Source organism: Bifidobacterium sp. M3-N-101 (genome assembly GCF_023656805.1).
GTDB lineage: Bacteria > Actinomycetota > Actinomycetes > Actinomycetales > Bifidobacteriaceae > Bifidobacterium > Bifidobacterium breve.
In genome coordinates this window covers 1-16,419 of the sequence record NZ_JAMOKQ010000001.1, presented here as the reverse complement: position 1 = coordinate 16,419, position 16,419 = coordinate 1, and the positions used below count along the sequence as shown (strand labels likewise).

General features: G+C 59.6%; 15 protein-coding genes. 9 read left to right on the top strand and 6 right to left on the bottom strand.

What is annotated here, in order from left to right; genetic code table 11:
• The first annotated feature begins 7 nt into the window (after positions 1-7).
• Positions 8-337, top strand: coding sequence for a substrate-binding domain-containing protein (locus NBH12_RS00075; RefSeq protein ID WP_236716266.1), 330 nt, complete (start codon positions 8-10; stop codon positions 335-337).
• A 57-nt stretch (positions 338-394) separates the two neighbouring features.
• On the opposite strand, the gene NBH12_RS00070 is transcribed toward NBH12_RS00075, so the two are convergent.
• Positions 395-1,123, bottom strand: coding sequence for a hypothetical protein (locus NBH12_RS00070; protein WP_025222109.1), 729 nt, complete (start codon positions 1,121-1,123; stop codon positions 395-397).
• 203 nt (positions 1,124-1,326) lie between these two features.
• Between NBH12_RS00070 and nusA the strand changes: the two genes are divergently transcribed.
• The 5 genes from nusA to ribF all read left to right on the top strand — a co-directional run bounded on the left by nusA (position 1,327) and on the right by ribF (position 8,657).
• Complete coding sequence (gene nusA / locus NBH12_RS00065) at positions 1,327-2,382, top strand: transcription termination factor NusA (RefSeq protein ID WP_052787244.1); 1,056 nt, start codon at positions 1,327-1,329, stop codon at positions 2,380-2,382.
• 277 nt (positions 2,383-2,659) lie between these two features.
• Positions 2,660-5,479, top strand: coding sequence for a translation initiation factor IF-2 (infB, locus tag NBH12_RS00060; RefSeq protein WP_065504817.1), 2,820 nt, complete (start codon positions 2,660-2,662; stop codon positions 5,477-5,479).
• A gap of 267 nt (positions 5,480-5,746) precedes the next feature.
• Positions 5,747-6,232, top strand: coding sequence for a 30S ribosome-binding factor RbfA (gene rbfA, locus NBH12_RS00055; protein ID WP_003829918.1), 486 nt, complete (start codon positions 5,747-5,749; stop codon positions 6,230-6,232).
• 91 nt (positions 6,233-6,323) lie between these two features.
• On the top strand, positions 6,324-7,478 hold the full coding sequence (locus NBH12_RS00050; RefSeq protein WP_154035859.1) for a tRNA pseudouridine synthase B: 1,155 nt from the start codon (positions 6,324-6,326) through the stop codon (positions 7,476-7,478).
• Positions 7,479-7,532: 54 nt separating this feature from the next.
• Positions 7,533-8,657 carry a bifunctional riboflavin kinase/FMN adenylyltransferase gene (gene ribF, locus NBH12_RS00045; RefSeq protein ID WP_250819040.1) on the top strand — a complete coding sequence of 375 codons (1,125 nt, stop codon included), beginning with the start codon at positions 7,533-7,535 and terminating at the stop codon, positions 8,655-8,657.
• A 9-nt stretch (positions 8,658-8,666) separates the two neighbouring features.
• Here the strand turns inward: ribF and NBH12_RS00040 are convergent, their stop codons facing one another.
• Positions 8,667-10,166, bottom strand: coding sequence for a DNA repair protein RadA (locus NBH12_RS00040; protein ID WP_015439195.1), 1,500 nt, complete (start codon positions 10,164-10,166; stop codon positions 8,667-8,669).
• A 119-nt stretch (positions 10,167-10,285) separates the two neighbouring features.
• Here NBH12_RS00040 and NBH12_RS00035 point away from each other — a divergent pair, with 119 nt between their 5' ends.
• Positions 10,286-10,909, top strand: a complete 624-nt coding sequence (locus NBH12_RS00035; protein ID WP_003829922.1) for a hypothetical protein — start codon at positions 10,286-10,288, stop codon at positions 10,907-10,909.
• A gap of 149 nt (positions 10,910-11,058) precedes the next feature.
• Complete coding sequence (locus NBH12_RS00030; protein ID WP_004268639.1) at positions 11,059-11,148, top strand: 30S ribosomal protein bS22; 90 nt, start codon at positions 11,059-11,061, stop codon at positions 11,146-11,148.
• Between the two features lie 189 nt (positions 11,149-11,337).
• Here NBH12_RS00030 and rpiA read toward each other — a convergent pair whose 3' ends face one another.
• From rpiA to NBH12_RS00010, 4 genes are all read right to left on the bottom strand, one after another.
• Positions 11,338-12,036, bottom strand: coding sequence for a ribose-5-phosphate isomerase RpiA (gene rpiA / locus NBH12_RS00025; protein ID WP_003829925.1), 699 nt, complete (start codon positions 12,034-12,036; stop codon positions 11,338-11,340).
• A 130-nt stretch (positions 12,037-12,166) separates the two neighbouring features.
• Complete coding sequence (locus NBH12_RS00020) at positions 12,167-13,264, bottom strand: ribonuclease H family protein (protein WP_250819039.1); 1,098 nt, start codon at positions 13,262-13,264, stop codon at positions 12,167-12,169.
• Between the two features lie 54 nt (positions 13,265-13,318).
• Complete coding sequence (locus tag NBH12_RS00015) at positions 13,319-14,827, bottom strand: FAD-dependent oxidoreductase (protein ID WP_250819038.1); 1,509 nt, start codon at positions 14,825-14,827, stop codon at positions 13,319-13,321.
• Between the two features lie 283 nt (positions 14,828-15,110).
• Positions 15,111-15,542 (bottom strand): RrF2 family transcriptional regulator, encoded by a 432-nt coding sequence (locus NBH12_RS00010; RefSeq protein ID WP_052828753.1) that lies wholly within the window; start codon positions 15,540-15,542, stop codon positions 15,111-15,113.
• Positions 15,543-15,737: 195 nt separating this feature from the next.
• Here NBH12_RS00010 and NBH12_RS00005 point away from each other — a divergent pair, with 195 nt between their 5' ends.
• Positions 15,738-16,346, top strand: a complete 609-nt coding sequence (locus NBH12_RS00005) for a hypothetical protein (protein WP_250819037.1) — start codon at positions 15,738-15,740, stop codon at positions 16,344-16,346.
• Positions 16,347-16,419: the final 73 nt, after the last annotated feature.

The window sequence follows — 16,419 nt, the reverse complement described above, 5'->3', positions numbered from 1 at the left end:
TGGCGGTGTGCAGGCCGCGGCATCCATGCTGGATTCGTTGCCGTGCCCTCAGGCGGTGCTGTGTCTCAACGATGCCATCGCGCTCGGTGCTATTCACGAATTGCAGAGGCGTGGGCTGCGAGTGCCGGCCGATGTGCAACTCATCGGCTTCGACAATGTGCCGGAATCCGAGTATTCGGTGCCGGCGCTGACCGCCATCGATCCGCATGCGGATGATTACGCCAAACATGCCGTGGATATGCTTATCGAACGCATTGAAGGATATTCCGGGCCGGCCCGCACGTACACCACCGATTTCACCGTGGTGGAGCGTGCCTCGACCAAGCTCGCTCGGTAATGGGCAGTTCCTGTTTTTTGCGCGTAATCGGGCGATTTGCCTGTGCCGTCTATATCCCTACGCAAACAAAGCGGAGTCTCCGGAGGGATAACCAAGCTGGAATGCGGTGTATGCATGCTTGGCGGCCAGGGCGGCAAGCACTAGCAAGGTATCGCTGTCGGATTGGGAGGTGGAATCGGCCACGGCCTTGATTTCGGCACGGGCGCAATCCATTTCGATGGCGGAAGCCGTAGGCACGGTTTGTTCGCTGGCCTTGTCTTCGATGGTGGTCGGATTGGCCAGCAACTGGTCGATGGCATAGACCTTTTGCCGTGGGTCTTGGCTGTCGCCGGCGTCGGCAGTTGAACCAGAATCGCTGAAGCGCTTATTCGCCAGCGACACCAACTGCTGTCCGGCGGTCTTATGCATGTCGCTCAATGTAAGTGTTGCACCGGCTGTCACCCCGCGGGCGGCCAACACTTCGAGGGCAAATCCGGCGCGGTCCTCGGCAATAGCCATCGCATCCAATGCCGATCGGTCGATGGTTGCGGAAGTGATGCCATCAAGACGGGCCGGCGTGACTTCTGGCGCGCTTTGTCCGAATTTGCCGGCCAGCACGGTCAATCGTTGCTTGGTCTGGGCGTTGCGCAACGTTCCTTCGGCAAAGCGCCCGGAACAGTGTCCGGCAACATCGATCCATGCCAGGGGAGCGGCCAATCCGTTGCCGTACTGCACCATGAGCGGAGTGCCCTTGGCCGGAGTCGTGGCAAAGTTCGCCAACGTCAGCGCGCTCTCGCAGGGACTCATCGTTCGTTCCGCTTCGGCTCGGTCCGCCAATCGAGGCATCGAGCATGCGGAAAGCGAACATATGAACGCACCCGCGCATACGCCTGCCATCAGTCGGCGGAAACCAGTCAAGGGGGAGCGTGTCTGCATGGAAATCTACACTAATAGCTAACTGTGACCACTCAAGGCCATTCGCCACATAACTTCATAGGAGGTACGGATCGATGGAACTGGACCTGACAGGAATGCATAAGCTTGCCGCCGAGCAAGGAATCGACCCCGAAACCTTGGACGATGCGCTGGCAGAGGCTCTTCGTCTTGCTTACCTCAAGACCCCGCATGCGGCCAAGCACGCCCGTGTGGAACTCGATGAGCGCGCCGGCAGTTTTACTGTGTGGGCGGCCGACGATATTCCGGTCGAACCCACCGAAGACGATCCGCACCCCGCTCCTGAACTGGGTGAGGAATACGACGACACCCCGCACGACTTTGGCCGACTCGCTGCAGCAACCGCGCGTCAGGTCATCACCCAACTGTTCCGCAAAGTCGAGGATGAGAAGGTGTTCGGCGCCTTCTCCGGACAAAAGGGCAAGCTGGTTACCGGCATCATCCAGCAGGATGCTTCCGATTCCACCAACGTGCATGTTGCCATGGGTGAGGTCGAAGCCATTCTGCCTCGCCGCGAGCAGGTGCCGGGTGAGCGCTACCGTCACGGCGAACGCATCCGCGTATACGTGGTGAATGTGGCCCGCGGCATCAAGGGCCCGGAGATCGTGGTCTCCCGCTCCCACCCGGAACTGGTGCGCAAGCTGTTCGAACGTGAGGTGCCGGAACTGGTTTCCGGTGCCGTGTCCATCATGGCGATTGCCCGTGAGGCCGGTGCCCGCACCAAGCTTGCGGTCAAGGCCAACACCGATGGCGTCAACCCGAAGGGTGCTCTGATCGGCCCCGGCGGCGCTCGCGTGCGTGCCGTCATGGAGAACCTCGGACCGGAGAAGATCGACATCGTCGACTACTCCGATGATCCGGCCAAGTTCGTGGCTGCCGCGCTGTCTCCGGCCGTGGCCACCGGCGTACAGGTGATCAGCGAGAAGAACAAGACCGCAATCGCCTTCATCCACGATGATCAGCTGTCTCTTGCCATCGGCAAGGAAGGGCAGAACGCCCGTCTGGCCGCAAAGCTCACCGGTTGGAAGATCGGTATCGAATCCGCTGAGGCTCACGCCAAGAAGGTCGCTGCGGAACAGGCAGCCGAGCAGGCTACGGCACAGGCCGAATAGCTTGGGAAGGCCCGGCTCCCGGAACGAATGATTCCGAGCAGCCGGCAGATATATATATTGCGAGCCGCGCCGATAATGACGCGGCTCGCGCTATTCCGTGCTATCCAGCGCTATGAGTATGCTGGATTGGCGTATGTGGGTTGGCGCAGTGTGCGCAAAATCTCCCACACCAGAGACGAGGTAACACGATCATGGTCGCACGATGAGACAGGGTAGGCTTGCCGTCATCACCAACTGACCACGCCCATGTACGCGTGGTCACAGATAGGAGTAATTAGTGGCGAAACCACGCGTATACGAACTGGCTAAGGACTTGAACGTCGATAGCAAGACCGTTCTTGAGAAGCTCAAGGACATGGGTGAATTCGTTAAGTCCGCTTCCTCTACGATTGAACCGCCGGTGGCGCGTCGTCTGAAGGCCGCGTTCGACAAGGACGATAAGGGCGATGCCAAGCCCGCGGCTTCTGCGCAGAAGCCTGCGGCCAAGCCGGCACAGCACAAGCCGGCTGCCGCTGCAATACATCAGGGTGCCGCACCGGCTGCAGCAACTCCGGGCCCGCGCCCGCAGGCGGAACGTCCTGCGGCTCCGGCTCCCGCACGTCACAATAATCAGCACGATAACGGCGGTCGTCCGAACCGTCAGGGTCAAGGCCGTCCGAACGGTAATCGTCAGGACCAGGGTCGTCCGAACGGTGGCCAGCCCGGTCAGCACCAGAACAACCGTGGTGGACAGGGGCCGCGTCCGGCTGCTGGAGGCAATGCTTCCAACGCGATTCCGCGCCCGCATGCACAGGGTCCGCGTCCGGGCAATAACCCGTTCTCCCGCAAGCAGGGCATGCACTCTCCGACTCCGGGCGATATTCCGCGCCCGCATCCGATGGCTCGTCCGACCGCTGAAGGTGGTCGTGGTGGCCGTCCCGGTCGTCCAGGCCAGGGCCAGGGTCAAGGCCGTGGTGGATTCCGCGGTGGTCGTCCGGGCCAAGGCGGTCAGGGCGGCCCTCGTCCCGGCCAATGGGGTCATAACCGTCCGGGTCAGGGCGGTGCCGCACAAGGCGGCGGCGCTCGCGGTGGATTCCGTGGCGGCCAAGGCGGCGGCAGCAACTTCCAGGGCGGCGGAGCCCCGAGCAATGGTCCCGCACGCGGCGGTGGCCGCGGTGGTCGCGGCGGTACCGCTGGTGCTTTCGGCCGTCAGGGCGGCAAGTCCTCGAAGGCCCGTAAGAACCGCCTGGCAAAGCGCCATGAGTATGAGGAGCTGAAGGCACCGACCATCGGCGGCGTTCGCATCCCCAACGGCAACGGTCAGACCATCCGTCTGCGTCAGGGCGCTTCCCTGGCCGATCTGGCGGAGAAGATCAACGTCAACCAGGCCGCGCTGGTCACCGTGCTCTTCCACCTGGGTCAGATGGCTACCGCCACCCAGTCCTTGGATGAGGAGACCTTCCAGATTCTGGGCGAAGAGATCGGCTGGAACATCCAGCTCGTCTCCGCAGAAGAGGAAGACAAGGAACTGCTCCAGCAGTTCGACATCAACCTTGACGAGGAAGAACTGCAGGATGATGAGGATCTGAAGCCTCGCCCGCCGGTCGTCACCGTCATGGGCCACGTCGACCACGGTAAGACACGACTGCTGGATACCATCCGCAAGACCAACGTCATCGCACGTGAGGCCGGCGGCATTACCCAGCGCATCGGTGCCTACCAGGTCACCGTGAACCTTGAAGGCGAACCGCGCAAGATCACCTTCCTCGATACCCCTGGCCACGAGGCGTTCACCGCCATGCGTGCCCGTGGTGCCGAGCTCACCGACGTCGCGATCCTCGTGGTCGCCGCCGACGATGGTGTGATGCCCCAGACCGTTGAGGCCATCAACCACGCTCAGGCCGCCAAAGTGCCGATCGTCGTGGCCGTCAACAAGATCGATGTGCCCGGTGCCAACCCGGAGAAGGTCCGCGGCCAGCTCACCGAGTTCGGCCTGGTCCCTGAAGAGTATGGTGGCGACACCATGTTCGTCGACATCTCCGCCAAGCAGAACCTGCACGTCGACAAGCTGCTCGAAGCCGTGCTGCTCACGGCTGACGCTGAGCTGGACCTCCGCGCCAACCCCGACATGGACGCCCGTGGTGCCACCGTCGAAGCCCGACTCGACAAGGGTCGTGGTGCCGTGGCCACCGTGCTGGTTCAGCAGGGTACGCTCCACGTGGGCGATGCCATCGTGGCCGGCACTTCGTACGGCCGCGTGCGTGCCATGCTCGACGAGAACGGTCAGCCGATGGAAGCGGCCGGTCCGTCCACACCTGTTCAGGTGCTGGGCTTGACCTCCGTGCCGACCGCCGGTGACCTCTTCCTGGTCGCCTCCGATGATCGTGCCGCTCGCCAGATCGCCGAGAAGCGTCAGGCCACCGAGCGTGCCGCCCAGCTGGCCAAGCGTCGCAAGGTCGTCTCCCTCGAGGACTTCAAGAAGAAGTTCGCCGAGTCCGAGATCGACATGCTCAATATTGTCATCAAGGGCGATTCGTCCGGTTCGGTCGAGGCGCTCGAGGATTCCTTGATGAAGATCGAGGTATCCGACGAGGTCGGCATCCAGGTCATCCACCGCGGCGTCGGTGCAATCACCCAGAATGATGTCAACCTGGCCACGGTCGACAAGGCCGTTATCATCGGCTTCAACGTGCGCCCGAACCGTCAGGTGGCGGACCTCGCCGAGCGCGAGGGCGTGGAGATCAAGTACTACTCGGTCATCTACCGTGCGATCGAAGACATCGAGGCATCCCTCAAGGGCATGCTCAAGCCGGAATACGAAGAGGTCGTCACCTCTCACTCCGAGATCCGCGAGATCTTCCGCTCCTCCAAGTTCGGCAACATCGCCGGCGTCATGGTGCAGGACGGCGAGGTCAAGCGTGGTACGAAGTGCCGTATCCTGCGCAATGGCGTGGCCACGGTCAACGACCTCGAGATCTCCTCGCTGCGTCGCTTCAAGGACGACGTTCAGTCCGTCAAGGAAGGCTACGAGGCTGGTATCAACCTCGGCACCTTCAACGACATTGAACTCGGCGACATCATCGAGACCTTCGAGATGCAGGAAGTCGAGCGCAAGTAGTCATTCTGGTTCTCCTCAAGGAGAGCCCCTCACTTTTATCGGCTCCCCCTTTTAGGGGGAGCCGGCTGCGAAGCAGACTGAGGGGGCTCCGGTTTTTGCTGGATGCCTCCTCTATTTTTGTATTCATTTGATTTGCGGCTATCGCCGCTACTTCGCCTACGAACAGCCCACTGGCTGTTCGCTTAACGGCTCAGCCCCTCAGTCGTCTAACGACGACAGCTCCCCCTAGGAGGGGGAGCTAGAAACACGACAGAAAAGGAAATTCCCATGGCAGGAACCAACCCACGTGCCGCGCGTATTGCGGCTCTGATTCAGCGTGTGGTCGCCTCGTCCATCGAGCATGAGCTGCACGACAAGCGACTGTCCAGCATCACCGTCACGGAAGTGCGTGTGACCAATGATTTGCAGATCGCCAAGATCTACTGGACCCAGCTTGGTCATGAAGGCCACGAGGATGGCGAACGTAAGCGTGCCCAGCAGGCTCTCGATCAGGCCAAGGGACATCTGCGTACTTTGGTGGGCCACAAGGCCGGCTTGCGCCTGACCCCGCAACTGCAGTTTGTGTTCGATGAAGTGCCCGGCGAGGCCCACGAGATCGAAGATATTTTGGCTATGGCCAAGAAGCGCGATGAGGATCTTGCGCGCGCCCGCGCCACCGCTCACTACGCCGGCGACGCCGACCCCTATAAGCACGACGACGAGCCGGAAGATGAAGACCTCAACGATGAGGAATACTCTTCCGACGAAGAGTAGTTTCCCCGCAACCTCCCTCTGACGAGGGAGGTGACCCAGGGGGGCGGAGGGAGAGACCATGCCGAAGGCATGGATAAAGGGAACACCGCATATGCCTCAAACAACTCCAAGCGGCCTGCTCGTCATCGACAAGCCGCAAGGCGTGACCAGTTTCGATGCAGTGGCCGCCGTGCGCGGCGCGTTGCATATCAAGAAAGTCGGTCACGCCGGCACACTTGATCCGATGGCCACCGGAGCGTTGGTCATCGCATTCGGCCATGCCACGCGTCTGCTCAATGCCATCGTTGCACATGATAAAACCTATGAGGCCACCATTCGTCTCGGCTTGCGCACCACCACCGACGATGCCGAAGGCGAGGTGCTTGTCGATGACGAAGTCCGCTCCCGCTGGCTGGAGCTGTCGTCGCAGCTGACTGAAGGTGGTCATAGCGAGGAACCATCATCATTGCCAGCCTCCTCGTGGCAGCAGCTACTCACTCGCACCATCGCCGCCAACTTCACCGGCGATATCGAGCAAATTCCCAACACTTTTTCCGCCATCAAAATCAATGGTCAGCGGGCTTATGACTTGGCCCGCGAAGGCAAGGATGTGGAGCTTAAGCCACGTCCAGTCACTATCAGCGAATTCACTGTGCTGGCTATTCGCAGTGGATTCGTGACGGGGAAGCAGTCTGATGAAGCGTTGCAAGAGCGCGGAATGGTTTCAGTATTGGACGTCGATGTACGCGTCAGCTGCTCGTCGGGTACGTATATTCGCGCATTGGCCCGTGACTTGGGCGACAAGTTGGGTGTCGGTGGTTATCTGACCCGTTTGCGCCGCACCAGAGTCGGCAACTTCGCCCTGCCGGACGACACCAGCGGGCTTCTTTCGCCTGATGCGGTGAGCGAGACGCAGCCCCATACGATCACGGCTCATACCGAGCAGAAAACGTTTACTAATCGCGAAGGCGAAACCATCACTCGCAATAAGTGCGTGCTCGACACCCCGGAAGGGCTTGACGGCGCTGGTCGATGCGCATGGCTGATTGGTCGCTCATTGACCATGGAACAGGCCGCCCGCAGCGCCATGCCCGCTCTTGACATCACGCCGGAGGAAGCTGCGGAGCTGCGTTTTGGGCGTCGCATCGAGCGCACGATTCATGAGCCTGCCGCCGCCATCGTGCCGCAAACCCATGATGTGGTGGCCATCATCGAGAGGGCGAATGGCCATCAGGCCAAGCCGATCACCGTATTCCCCCTCGCGTAAACTCGCGTACAGCGAGACTTGATTGAATGCACGAATAAAGGAACCGCACAACTTATGGAAATCACGCACTTGACTCCTGACGCCGAAGGCTCGATTGCCTGGCCTTCGTTCAGCAACGACAAGAAGGCCGTGGTGACGCTGGGCGCATTTGATGGCATGCATTTGGGTCATCAGGCCGTGATCAACCGTGTGGTGGAACTCGCTCATCGGCATGACGCGTTTTCCATCGTCATTCTGTTTGATCCACGTCCTGCGTTCGTGCACGGCTGGGCCGGCACGCACAACGGTGAGGAACCGACACAGAGCAATGTGGATGCCGATGCGCTGACCGGCATTGATGAGCGTCTGCGTCGTCTTGAAGAGTTTGGCGTGGATCATGTATTGGTGGTTCATTACACGCTGGCTTTTGCGGATAAGTCCTACATCTTTTTCCTTGGCCAGCTGACCGGCAAGCTCGGCATGCGCACGTTGGTACTTGGCCAGGACGCCGCCATGGGCAAGGGATGCGCAGGCGATGTCAAGCATATCGCCAACCTCGCCGCCGCCACCGGTGTCTTTGAACTTGATGTGGTTGATGACCGTGGTCCTGGCGAAGTGCGTATTCCGCGTGATTTCCGGCCCGAAGCCCCGACCGAATGGGGCGAGCCTGCCGACCCGCTGGCCAATGCCACCAAGGCCGAGCGCCGTGCCTGGAGCAAGAAGAACCAAGCCAAGGCCATGCGCGCCTGGAGTTCCACTAATGTGCGCTATCTGCTTGCCCACGGGCGCATTCAAGACGCCAACGCCATTTTGGGTGTGCCGCACGCCATCGAAGGCAAAGTGGTGCACGGCGAGGAGCGAGGCCGTACCATCGGATTCCCCACCGCCAATCTCGGCTCGGAAACACAGGGATACATTCCTGTGGACGGCGTCTATGCCGGCTGGCTGGTGGATGGCGACAACCGTTGGCCTGCCGCCATTTCCATCGGCACCAAGCCTACTTTCAGCGAGAAGACCGGACTTCACGAGCGTGTGGTCGAGGCATATGCCATCACCGGTGACTGGCTCGACCTGTATGGGCACAATGTCCGCGTGGAATTCGTGGGTTTCCTGCGCCCCCAAGTCAAGTTCGATGGACCGGACCAGCTGGTTGCGGAACTCAAGCGCAATGTGGAGGAAACCAAGCGCCTTACCGCTTGATACTGCCCATTACTTCCGTACTCCTAGTGCGTGAAGCGCATCGGCAAGCGTGCTCGCCTCGACGAGTTTCAGCCCATCAACATGCACCGGTTTGCGCAAGGGTGGAATGACCGCCGTAGTGAACCCGAGGCGTGCTGCCTCGCGCAAACGATATTCCATACGCGGTACGGGACGAACCTGCCCGGTCAACGATATTTCTCCGATGGCACAGGTGGAGCGGGCAATCGGCTTCGATGTGGCCGCGCTTGCCAGCGCTCCAACAATGGCCAGATCCGAACCGGGCTCCTTGGCCTGACCTCCGGCAATGGTGGAAATATACAGATCGTTGGAAAGCAGATTGAGTTTGCTGTGCCGGTACAGCACGGCGACCAACATGGCAATGCGGCTGGGATCCACGCCATTGACGGCACGCCTTGGCGTAGGCAGCACTGAATTGGTGACCAATGCTTGCACTTCGATAGGCAGACTGCGATGGCCGTCCAGCGTGAATGTCACGCATGTGCCCTCCACGGGAGCGTCATTGGCTGATTCCGGGCCATCTCCGGACAAGAACAGTCCGGCGGGGTCGGTGACTTCTTCGATGCCTTCGCCGCTCATGTCGAAGCACCCCACCTCATCGGTCGGGCCAAAACGGTTTTTCGCTGCTCTGAGCATTCTGAGGGCCGTTTCGCTGTCTCCCTCAAACTGGCAGACCACGTCGACCAAATGCTCGAGGGTACGAGGCCCGGCAATCGAGCCGTCCTTGGTCACATGACCCACCAAAAACACGGGGATATCGAGAGTTTTGGCGGTGTCGATCAGGGCGCTTGCCACCTCTCGCACCTGTGTGGAACCGCCCGAGATGCCATCGACTTCCTGCGAAACAATGGTCTGTGCCGAATCGACGATGGCCAGTGCCGGTTTGTTCTGCTCTATTAAGCCCAATACGGTAGCCAGATCGGTGGTGGCGGCAAGCAGTAGATTCGGTTCCACTGCATTAATGCGGGTGGCGCGTAGACGCACCTGTGCCTGTGACTCCTCACCGGAAATATAGAGCACCGTGTGAGCGCGAGTCGAGGCTAATCCGGAAGGCCGATGCGATGATTGGCCTCTCCCAGCAGCGTTGATTGTCTGGCCTTCAGCCACTGTCCTGGCGATATTACCAGCCGTCTGCAGTAGCAGTGTTGACTTGCCGATGCCGGGCTCACCGGCAATCAACGTTACCGAACCCGGCACTACGCCGCCGCCCAGCACACGGTCGAATTCGGAAAACCCCGTGCCCAAGCGTTCCACGGTTTCTGTACCGATTTCGGTAATCGGCTTGGCTGCGGCACGCGCGGTGTCCGGCACGGCCGCCGATCGTGTGCGTGATGTCCGCCCGGGCGCAGCGGTGTGTGAACCCGCAGCCGGACGGGCTTCATGAAACTCCTCGACCGTTCCCCACTGCCCACATTCAGGGCAACGGCCATACCACTTCGGGCCGTTCCATCCGCATTCGGAACACACGTACTGCACACTTGATTTCGCCATACCTTCAACAGTAGCCGGTGATATACAAAGCGGTAGATTTCTACCGATTCACGATATATTCACCTCAATCAGGAACGACATAGTCGCCAGCGTCACGCGGCTGTGAGAGAATCAAAGCCATGACTAATACTGAGAACTCTTCATCTACGCAGTCCCATGGCAAGCTGATTGCAGTAGTGGTCGCCGCTGCGGTCGTCATTATTCTTGCAGTGCTTTCGGCTTTCGTATGGCCGGGTTGGGCCATTAAGAAGGACGAAACCAGTGTTCAGGGCAAGCAGCAGGCCGCCGCATCGGCCGAGCCCACCAAGCCGACCATCGAGGCCACGGCTTTGCCGGATGATGCCACTGAACTGCTGAAGGCCATGCCGGATAGCGTGTTGAACTATGCGCGCACCAAGGCCGAGGCTTCCACCACTTGGACCGCTGCCACGCCGCTCGAAGAGTACACGCTTACATATTCCACCGGAGACAAGGCCAAGGATGTGACGCTGATTATTGCTCAGTGGTCCGCTTCCGACAATGCCAAGACCCAGTATGATGCTCTTGCTTCGGCTCAGACCGGTGATGAATTGGCTGCCGGCAATGTGAAGGTCTCCGGCAGCACCACCGGTTCCTACACGGTTAAGGTGGATGCCTTGGACGACAAGAACGCCGTGGCTATCTGGCAGAACGATACCGTGGTGTTCCGGGCCACCGGCGCCAAGGCCGCCGTCGAGCGTTTCTACCAGAAGTTCCCGCTGTAAAGCGCAACGTATTGCGCAAATATGCCGGTGATTGCCGTTGTCGCCGCCGGTGGGTTGCGCAATTGTGCGTGCGTGTTCCCTCTGTCTGGCAACACGTGTACTATTGGGCGAGTTGCAACTTTTACGATTAATCGGAATGGAGGCTTCAGATGGGTTCTGTCATCAAGAAGCGCCGCAAGCGGATGAGCAAGAAGAAGCACCGCAAACTGCTGCGTAAGACCCGCCACCAGCGCAAGTAGTCTTACCTGCATTCAAGGCATTGGAAACCCCGCGATCGTTACGGTCACGGGGTTTCTCTTTTGCTTCGATGCCGTCAAGACCGGTGCGTTCCTGTCACGCGGCGAGACGAAAGTTGGTTCGTGCAATACAACAAAGCCGCACCTGCGAGATGCGGATGCGGCCTTGAGAAGCTTGAGTGATGCGAACGATCACTTATTGGCGTTGGTCATCACGCGCGGGCCGTTCGGGTCGCCGACGATGACCTTGTCTACCATGTTGAGGAACAGGCCGTGCTCCACCACGCCGACCGTGTTGATGAGGTCCTCGGCCAGCTCCTGCGGGTGATCGATGCGCTCCAGGTGCAGATCCACCACGAAGTTGTTCTCGTCGGTGCGCACTTCCTTGCCTTCGGCGTCAAGACGCAGCACCGGCTTGTAGCCGCGCTCCTCGAACTTCTTGATCACATGGCCGGCGCCGAACGGGATGACCTCGACCGGCAGCGGGAACTTGCCGATGGTGTCCACCACCTTGGACTCGTCCACGATCCACACGATCTGGTTGGAGTTGGTGGCCACGATCTTCTCCCACAGCAGGGCAGCGCCGCCGCCCTTGATGCCGTTGAAGTTCTTGTCGACCTCGTCAGCGCCGTCAATGGTCACGTCGATGTGGTCCACGTCATCGATGTCCACGATCTTGATGCCGTAGCTTTCGGCTTGAGCCTGGGTGCGGCGGGAAGTAGTCACGCCGGTGAACTCGAGGCCTTCTTCCTGATGGCGGCGGCCGAGCTCATCTACCAGGAACTTAACGGTCGAACCGGTGCCGAGACCGGCGATCATGCCATCTTCGATGAGCTTGGCGGCTTCGATGCCGGCCGCCTTCTTCAGCGCATCCTGCTGTGCCTTATCCATGGTTTCTCCTTTGCCATCCTTGCTTCCGCCGCATGGATTAATGGCGTGAAGCCTTACTCCTTATCCTAACGCGAATGAGCGATTTTGTGACATCGTGTCCGATTGCGGTATGTATTCGTGTGGTTCAGTGTTAGTGTCGCGTGAATGGCGCATTGGTGATGACCAAGTTGCCGTCGCCGTCCACGTATCCCTGCACCTCGATACTGCCTCTGATGGGCATGGGCTGGCCGTTAAAATACGGGCTGGTTTTCGGCGCGGGGGAGAAGCGCAAGGCACCTGAAACCGTCAGACCGCTGGGGCTGGCCTTTGGGGTGGTCGCGGCTGGTTGTGCCGGTTGCGTGGGAGTCGGGGCGGCTGTTGCTGTTGATGTTGATGCAGCTGGAGTTTGTTCGGCTGCCGGCGATTGTGCCGCATTGGGTGAGGACGTTGCGTTACGTGGCGTATCGTTGGTTGCCGCGTTGCTGACGGACTTTTCGTCAATTGTTATGGCGGGCGCCTCGGCAGTAGGCGTGTCGTCGCCCCAATCCGGCACTCCCTCCGGCTCGGTCAGTAATTCTTCCAATGAAGGCTTGACTTGGTGGGGGGTGCCTCCCGGTGCGGTATTGGGGTCGGCTGCGACCGGCTTGCGCAGACTTGTCGCATCCGCTTTGCCATCCAGTACCAATTGCACGTCCGGTGGCACGTCGGTGCCACGCGCGTATTCAGAACCTAGCAGCGACTGCCAGCCTTCGATTGGCAGGTAGCCATCGCGTGCGCCCGAACGGCAGTCTCCGGCGTACGTGCGTGCCAACTCGTCGACCAGCTCGTTGCCTTCATTGCCGGCATGGCCCTTGACCCACTTGAAGTTCACCGGTCCGGGGCGCTGCGATATCTCGCGGTCGATAGCCTTGACGAGCTCGACGTTCTTCACCGGCTTCTTCTGCGAGTTCTTCCAGCCGTTCTTCTTCCAACCCTTGACCCAAGTGGTTGAGCAATTGATGGCATACTGCGAGTCGGATTCGATGAGCAGCGGCTCTGAACCGGGGTGCGCGCGCAGCGCCTCGAGCACCGCGCACAGTTCGCCGATTTGGTTGGTGCCGTTGGTGGCGCCACCGGCGTCATAGCCGTGATCGTCATGCTCATGACCGGCAGTACCGCCTGCGTTCTTGTCGTGATCGGCCCACGCCCAGCCCATCGGTCCGTTCGGATTGCCGAGTGCGGAACCGTCAGTAGATACAACAATCGTCATGCATTCCACCCTATCGCACTGGGTGGCTGGATGCTGGGTGATGGGCGATGGCCGCTACGCGAACAAGTCGTTCAATGCTTCGGCGATGGTCGGATGTGTGAAGATCATGTCGCGTAAGGTGCTGGCCGGGGCACCGAGGTCCATCGCTAGTTTGACGATATTGATCACCTCGTGCGATTCGGCGGAGAGCAGCATAGCACCTAAGATACGGCCGGTGCCGCGCTCCACAATCGCCTTCATCATACCCTCCGGCTGGCGCATCACTTGCGCTTTCGGCACGGCGGCCACCGGCAGTTTCTTGACCACATAATCGAGCCCGGCGGCTGATGCCTCCCGCTCATTCAGGCCCACGCGTGAATACGGCGTGTGCAGGAAAGTGCTCGACGGTATGTTCTTCCGATCGTTCACCGTGTATGGGCGGTCGGAGCCGTTGAGCTGCGAGAACACCACGCGGTAATCGTCCAGCGAGATATACGTATGCTGAGGACCTCCGTTCACGTCGCCCAGAGCCCAGATATCCGGTGCGGTGGTGCGCAGCAACTCGTCCACTTTCACCGCGCCGCGTTCGGTGAGCTCCACGCCGGCTGCTTCGAGATTCAGGCCTTCGATGTTTGGCGTGCGGCCGGTGGCCACCAGAACGGCATCCGCAGTCAGGCAGAATTGAGCCTCGGAAGGGTGGGCGGCTGAAGTCAGTTGGTCTGCTTCGTATGTTTCCTGCAGCGGTGTGGTCGTGGAATTGGCCGAGGCGTTCTTCTCTGGTGTGGCTTTTGTTGAGCCCTTTACCGCGACGGAAAGTCGGACGCCGCCAGCGCTCGCCGGTGCGATTTCTTTGGTCTCTGCATGGAACAGGAATTTGACGCCTTGGGCCTCCAGCTGTTCCCGGATTGCAGTGGCGATATCCGCATCCTCGCGTGGCAGGAACTCGGCGCTATGCTGCAGCACGGTAACCGCCGAGCCGAAGTCGGCGAACATCGAGGCGAACTCGAGTCCGATGAAACCTGAGCCGATAATCACCAATCGTTGTGGAATCTCGTCAATATCCATCAGACCAGTGCTGGTGTACACGCCGGGTGTAGTGCGGATGCCGGGAATATCCGGGATGTGCGGCGTGGCGCCGGTGTTGATGAAGATTTTGCCGGCGGTTACGGTTACTGGCCCATCGGCAGTGGCGATTTCCGCGCTGTGCGGTCCGATGAATCGAGCGTGGCCGGTCAGCACGGTGATATTGTCCTGGTCGGCGAGCTTGTGATAATTCTTGTCTCGCAGCATGGAGGTGACGCGGCGCTTTTCTGCGATTGCGTTCTTGAATGCCATCTCGCGAGTTTCGGTCGTCAGGCTTTCTCCGGTTCGATTCGCCTGTTCGGCAGAAAGAATCAACGACTTGGATGGCAGGCACCCGATATTGATGCAGGTGCCGCCGTACATGTTGGCGCTCGCTTCTGCGACGACGACTTTATGGCCGGTTGCGCTGAGCTTGGCCGCCAATGTCTTGCCTCCTTTGCCGAATCCGATAATCAGGACATCTGTGGTGATGGTGGGGGAGAAAGTGGTGTTGGTGGTCATGGAATGCTTCCTTGTGTGAGGTGTGAACAATTTGCGGGGGGGGGGCGACCGTGTTCGCGGTCAACGGTGTTCCCTTGTGTGTGGCGTAGGCGTGCTGAGTTGTGGCGCACGCCGTGTGATTCGTTGCGATGATGCCGGGGTCTGCGGTGCGTGCGGTGCGCTGGTGCCGGCATGAATTCCTTGTTCGCGGATGTTGCAGCCTGACCATTTGCAGGTGTGTAGCGGGCTGTGATGCTACTGCATTCCTCGGGAATTGCGAAGGGCCGAAACTGATCGGGGCGGTCTAGTTTGCTTGGCTGCTAGCGCCGCTGAAGATCTGTTCGGTGATGTCGTGAATGGTGGTGTGTGCCAACTGCTCGAGGCAGGTGCGGTTCAGCCCATCGTAAATGCCGTCCATCACCGCACCCATGGAGGATGACACTAGGCACTCCTCGTGGATATCTCCCGGTTTCCAGTTCGCGTCCACAAAAGTGGTGCCGGTGGCCTCGGCCACTGTGCTCAGTGTGATGTCGGCGGCGGGTTGAGCCAGCGCGTATCCGCCCTCGGTGCCTTCCTTGGTGGCGGCGAGACCGGCTGCGGCCAGCGGGCGCATCACCTTGCGCACGCGAGCTGCGTTGGTGCAGATGTTCTCGGCCAAGATCTGGCTGGGCAGGTGCGTATTGCGGTGATCCAAATAGACCAGCGCGTGCACTGCTAGTGAATAGTCTCCGTTCACGGACTCCTCCTTGCCAAATCAACTGTAACTGTACTGTGTACAGTATCGATACTGTAACTATATCAAATACAGTTACGCTGTCAAATCGGCATGATTGTCGAGCAAGTTATCCACATTTACAGCATTGCGGCGAAGCTGGAACCACATACCCCGATTTGGCTTCCTTCGTGATTTGCGTGCCTATATGGTGGGCTCATGAATGGAGTAAATAGCAATGGTATAAATCGTGCTGCACCTGTAATGATGCCGGTTTCGGCGTATGATTTGCCTCCAGAGGACTGGGAAACGGAGTCCATGATTCCGCCCGCAACCGCCGTGAGTAGCGGATCGGACAGTGCGATGACGCCTTCCATGTCCGAGAGCTTGGACCAGCGTAAACGAGAGACAATCGCGCGCTGCATTGAAGAAGCAAAGCGGTTAAATAAAAAAATGCTTTTCGGTATGACCACGTCCCTTGTCCTACAATCTGTACCGCTCCCCGTTGACTGTGATCTTGACGAGTCGTTGTTGCATACCGTTTCCAGCGCTAAGAACAAACGGATCAGAGTAAAGAACTCACCTTTGTGCACTCATATTTGGAAACACGTGGCCCGAGCGGGTGTCGTGGAAATCAGCCGAAATGTTTATGCGCTTGATTTATTCCATACATGGGCGCAACTTTCGGCGCATGTATCTCTACGAACGCTGATTGTGCTTGGCGATGCCATCATTACCGCCATGAGTAGGCAGCCGGCGTTGTCTCAAGGCCGTGATGCCCGTTGTCTAAATGAAAGTGCAACACCCGTTAGATTGGAAATTGCCTAGAAAACCAGTCCGAAGGGATGTCGCACCTATGGGAGAAGTATATTCGCACCTGTCGGAAGAGGAACGCCAGGTC

Coding starts and splice junctions, on each gene's coding strand:
- NBH12_RS00070 (WP_025222109.1), bottom strand. CDS start 1,123: ATGAGTCCCTGCGAGAGCGCGCTGACGTTGGCGAACTTTGCCACGACT.
- rbfA (WP_003829918.1), top strand. CDS start 5,747: ATGGCAGGAACCAACCCACGTGCCGCGCGTATTGCGGCTCTGATTCAG.
- ribF (WP_250819040.1), top strand. CDS start 7,533: ATGGAAATCACGCACTTGACTCCTGACGCCGAAGGCTCGATTGCCTGG.
- NBH12_RS00050 (WP_154035859.1), top strand. CDS start 6,324: ATGCCTCAAACAACTCCAAGCGGCCTGCTCGTCATCGACAAGCCGCAA.
- NBH12_RS00040 (WP_015439195.1), bottom strand. CDS start 10,166: ATGGCGAAATCAAGTGTGCAGTACGTGTGTTCCGAATGCGGATGGAAC.
- NBH12_RS00020 (WP_250819039.1), bottom strand. CDS start 13,264: ATGACGATTGTTGTATCTACTGACGGTTCCGCACTCGGCAATCCGAAC.
- NBH12_RS00035 (WP_003829922.1), top strand. CDS start 10,286: ATGACTAATACTGAGAACTCTTCATCTACGCAGTCCCATGGCAAGCTG.
- NBH12_RS00005 (WP_250819037.1), top strand. CDS start 15,738: ATGAATGGAGTAAATAGCAATGGTATAAATCGTGCTGCACCTGTAATG.
- NBH12_RS00030 (WP_004268639.1), top strand. CDS start 11,059: ATGGGTTCTGTCATCAAGAAGCGCCGCAAGCGGATGAGCAAGAAGAAG.
- nusA (WP_052787244.1), top strand. CDS start 1,327: ATGGAACTGGACCTGACAGGAATGCATAAGCTTGCCGCCGAGCAAGGA.
- NBH12_RS00015 (WP_250819038.1), bottom strand. CDS start 14,827: ATGACCACCAACACCACTTTCTCCCCCACCATCACCACAGATGTCCTG.
- rpiA (WP_003829925.1), bottom strand. CDS start 12,036: ATGGATAAGGCACAGCAGGATGCGCTGAAGAAGGCGGCCGGCATCGAA.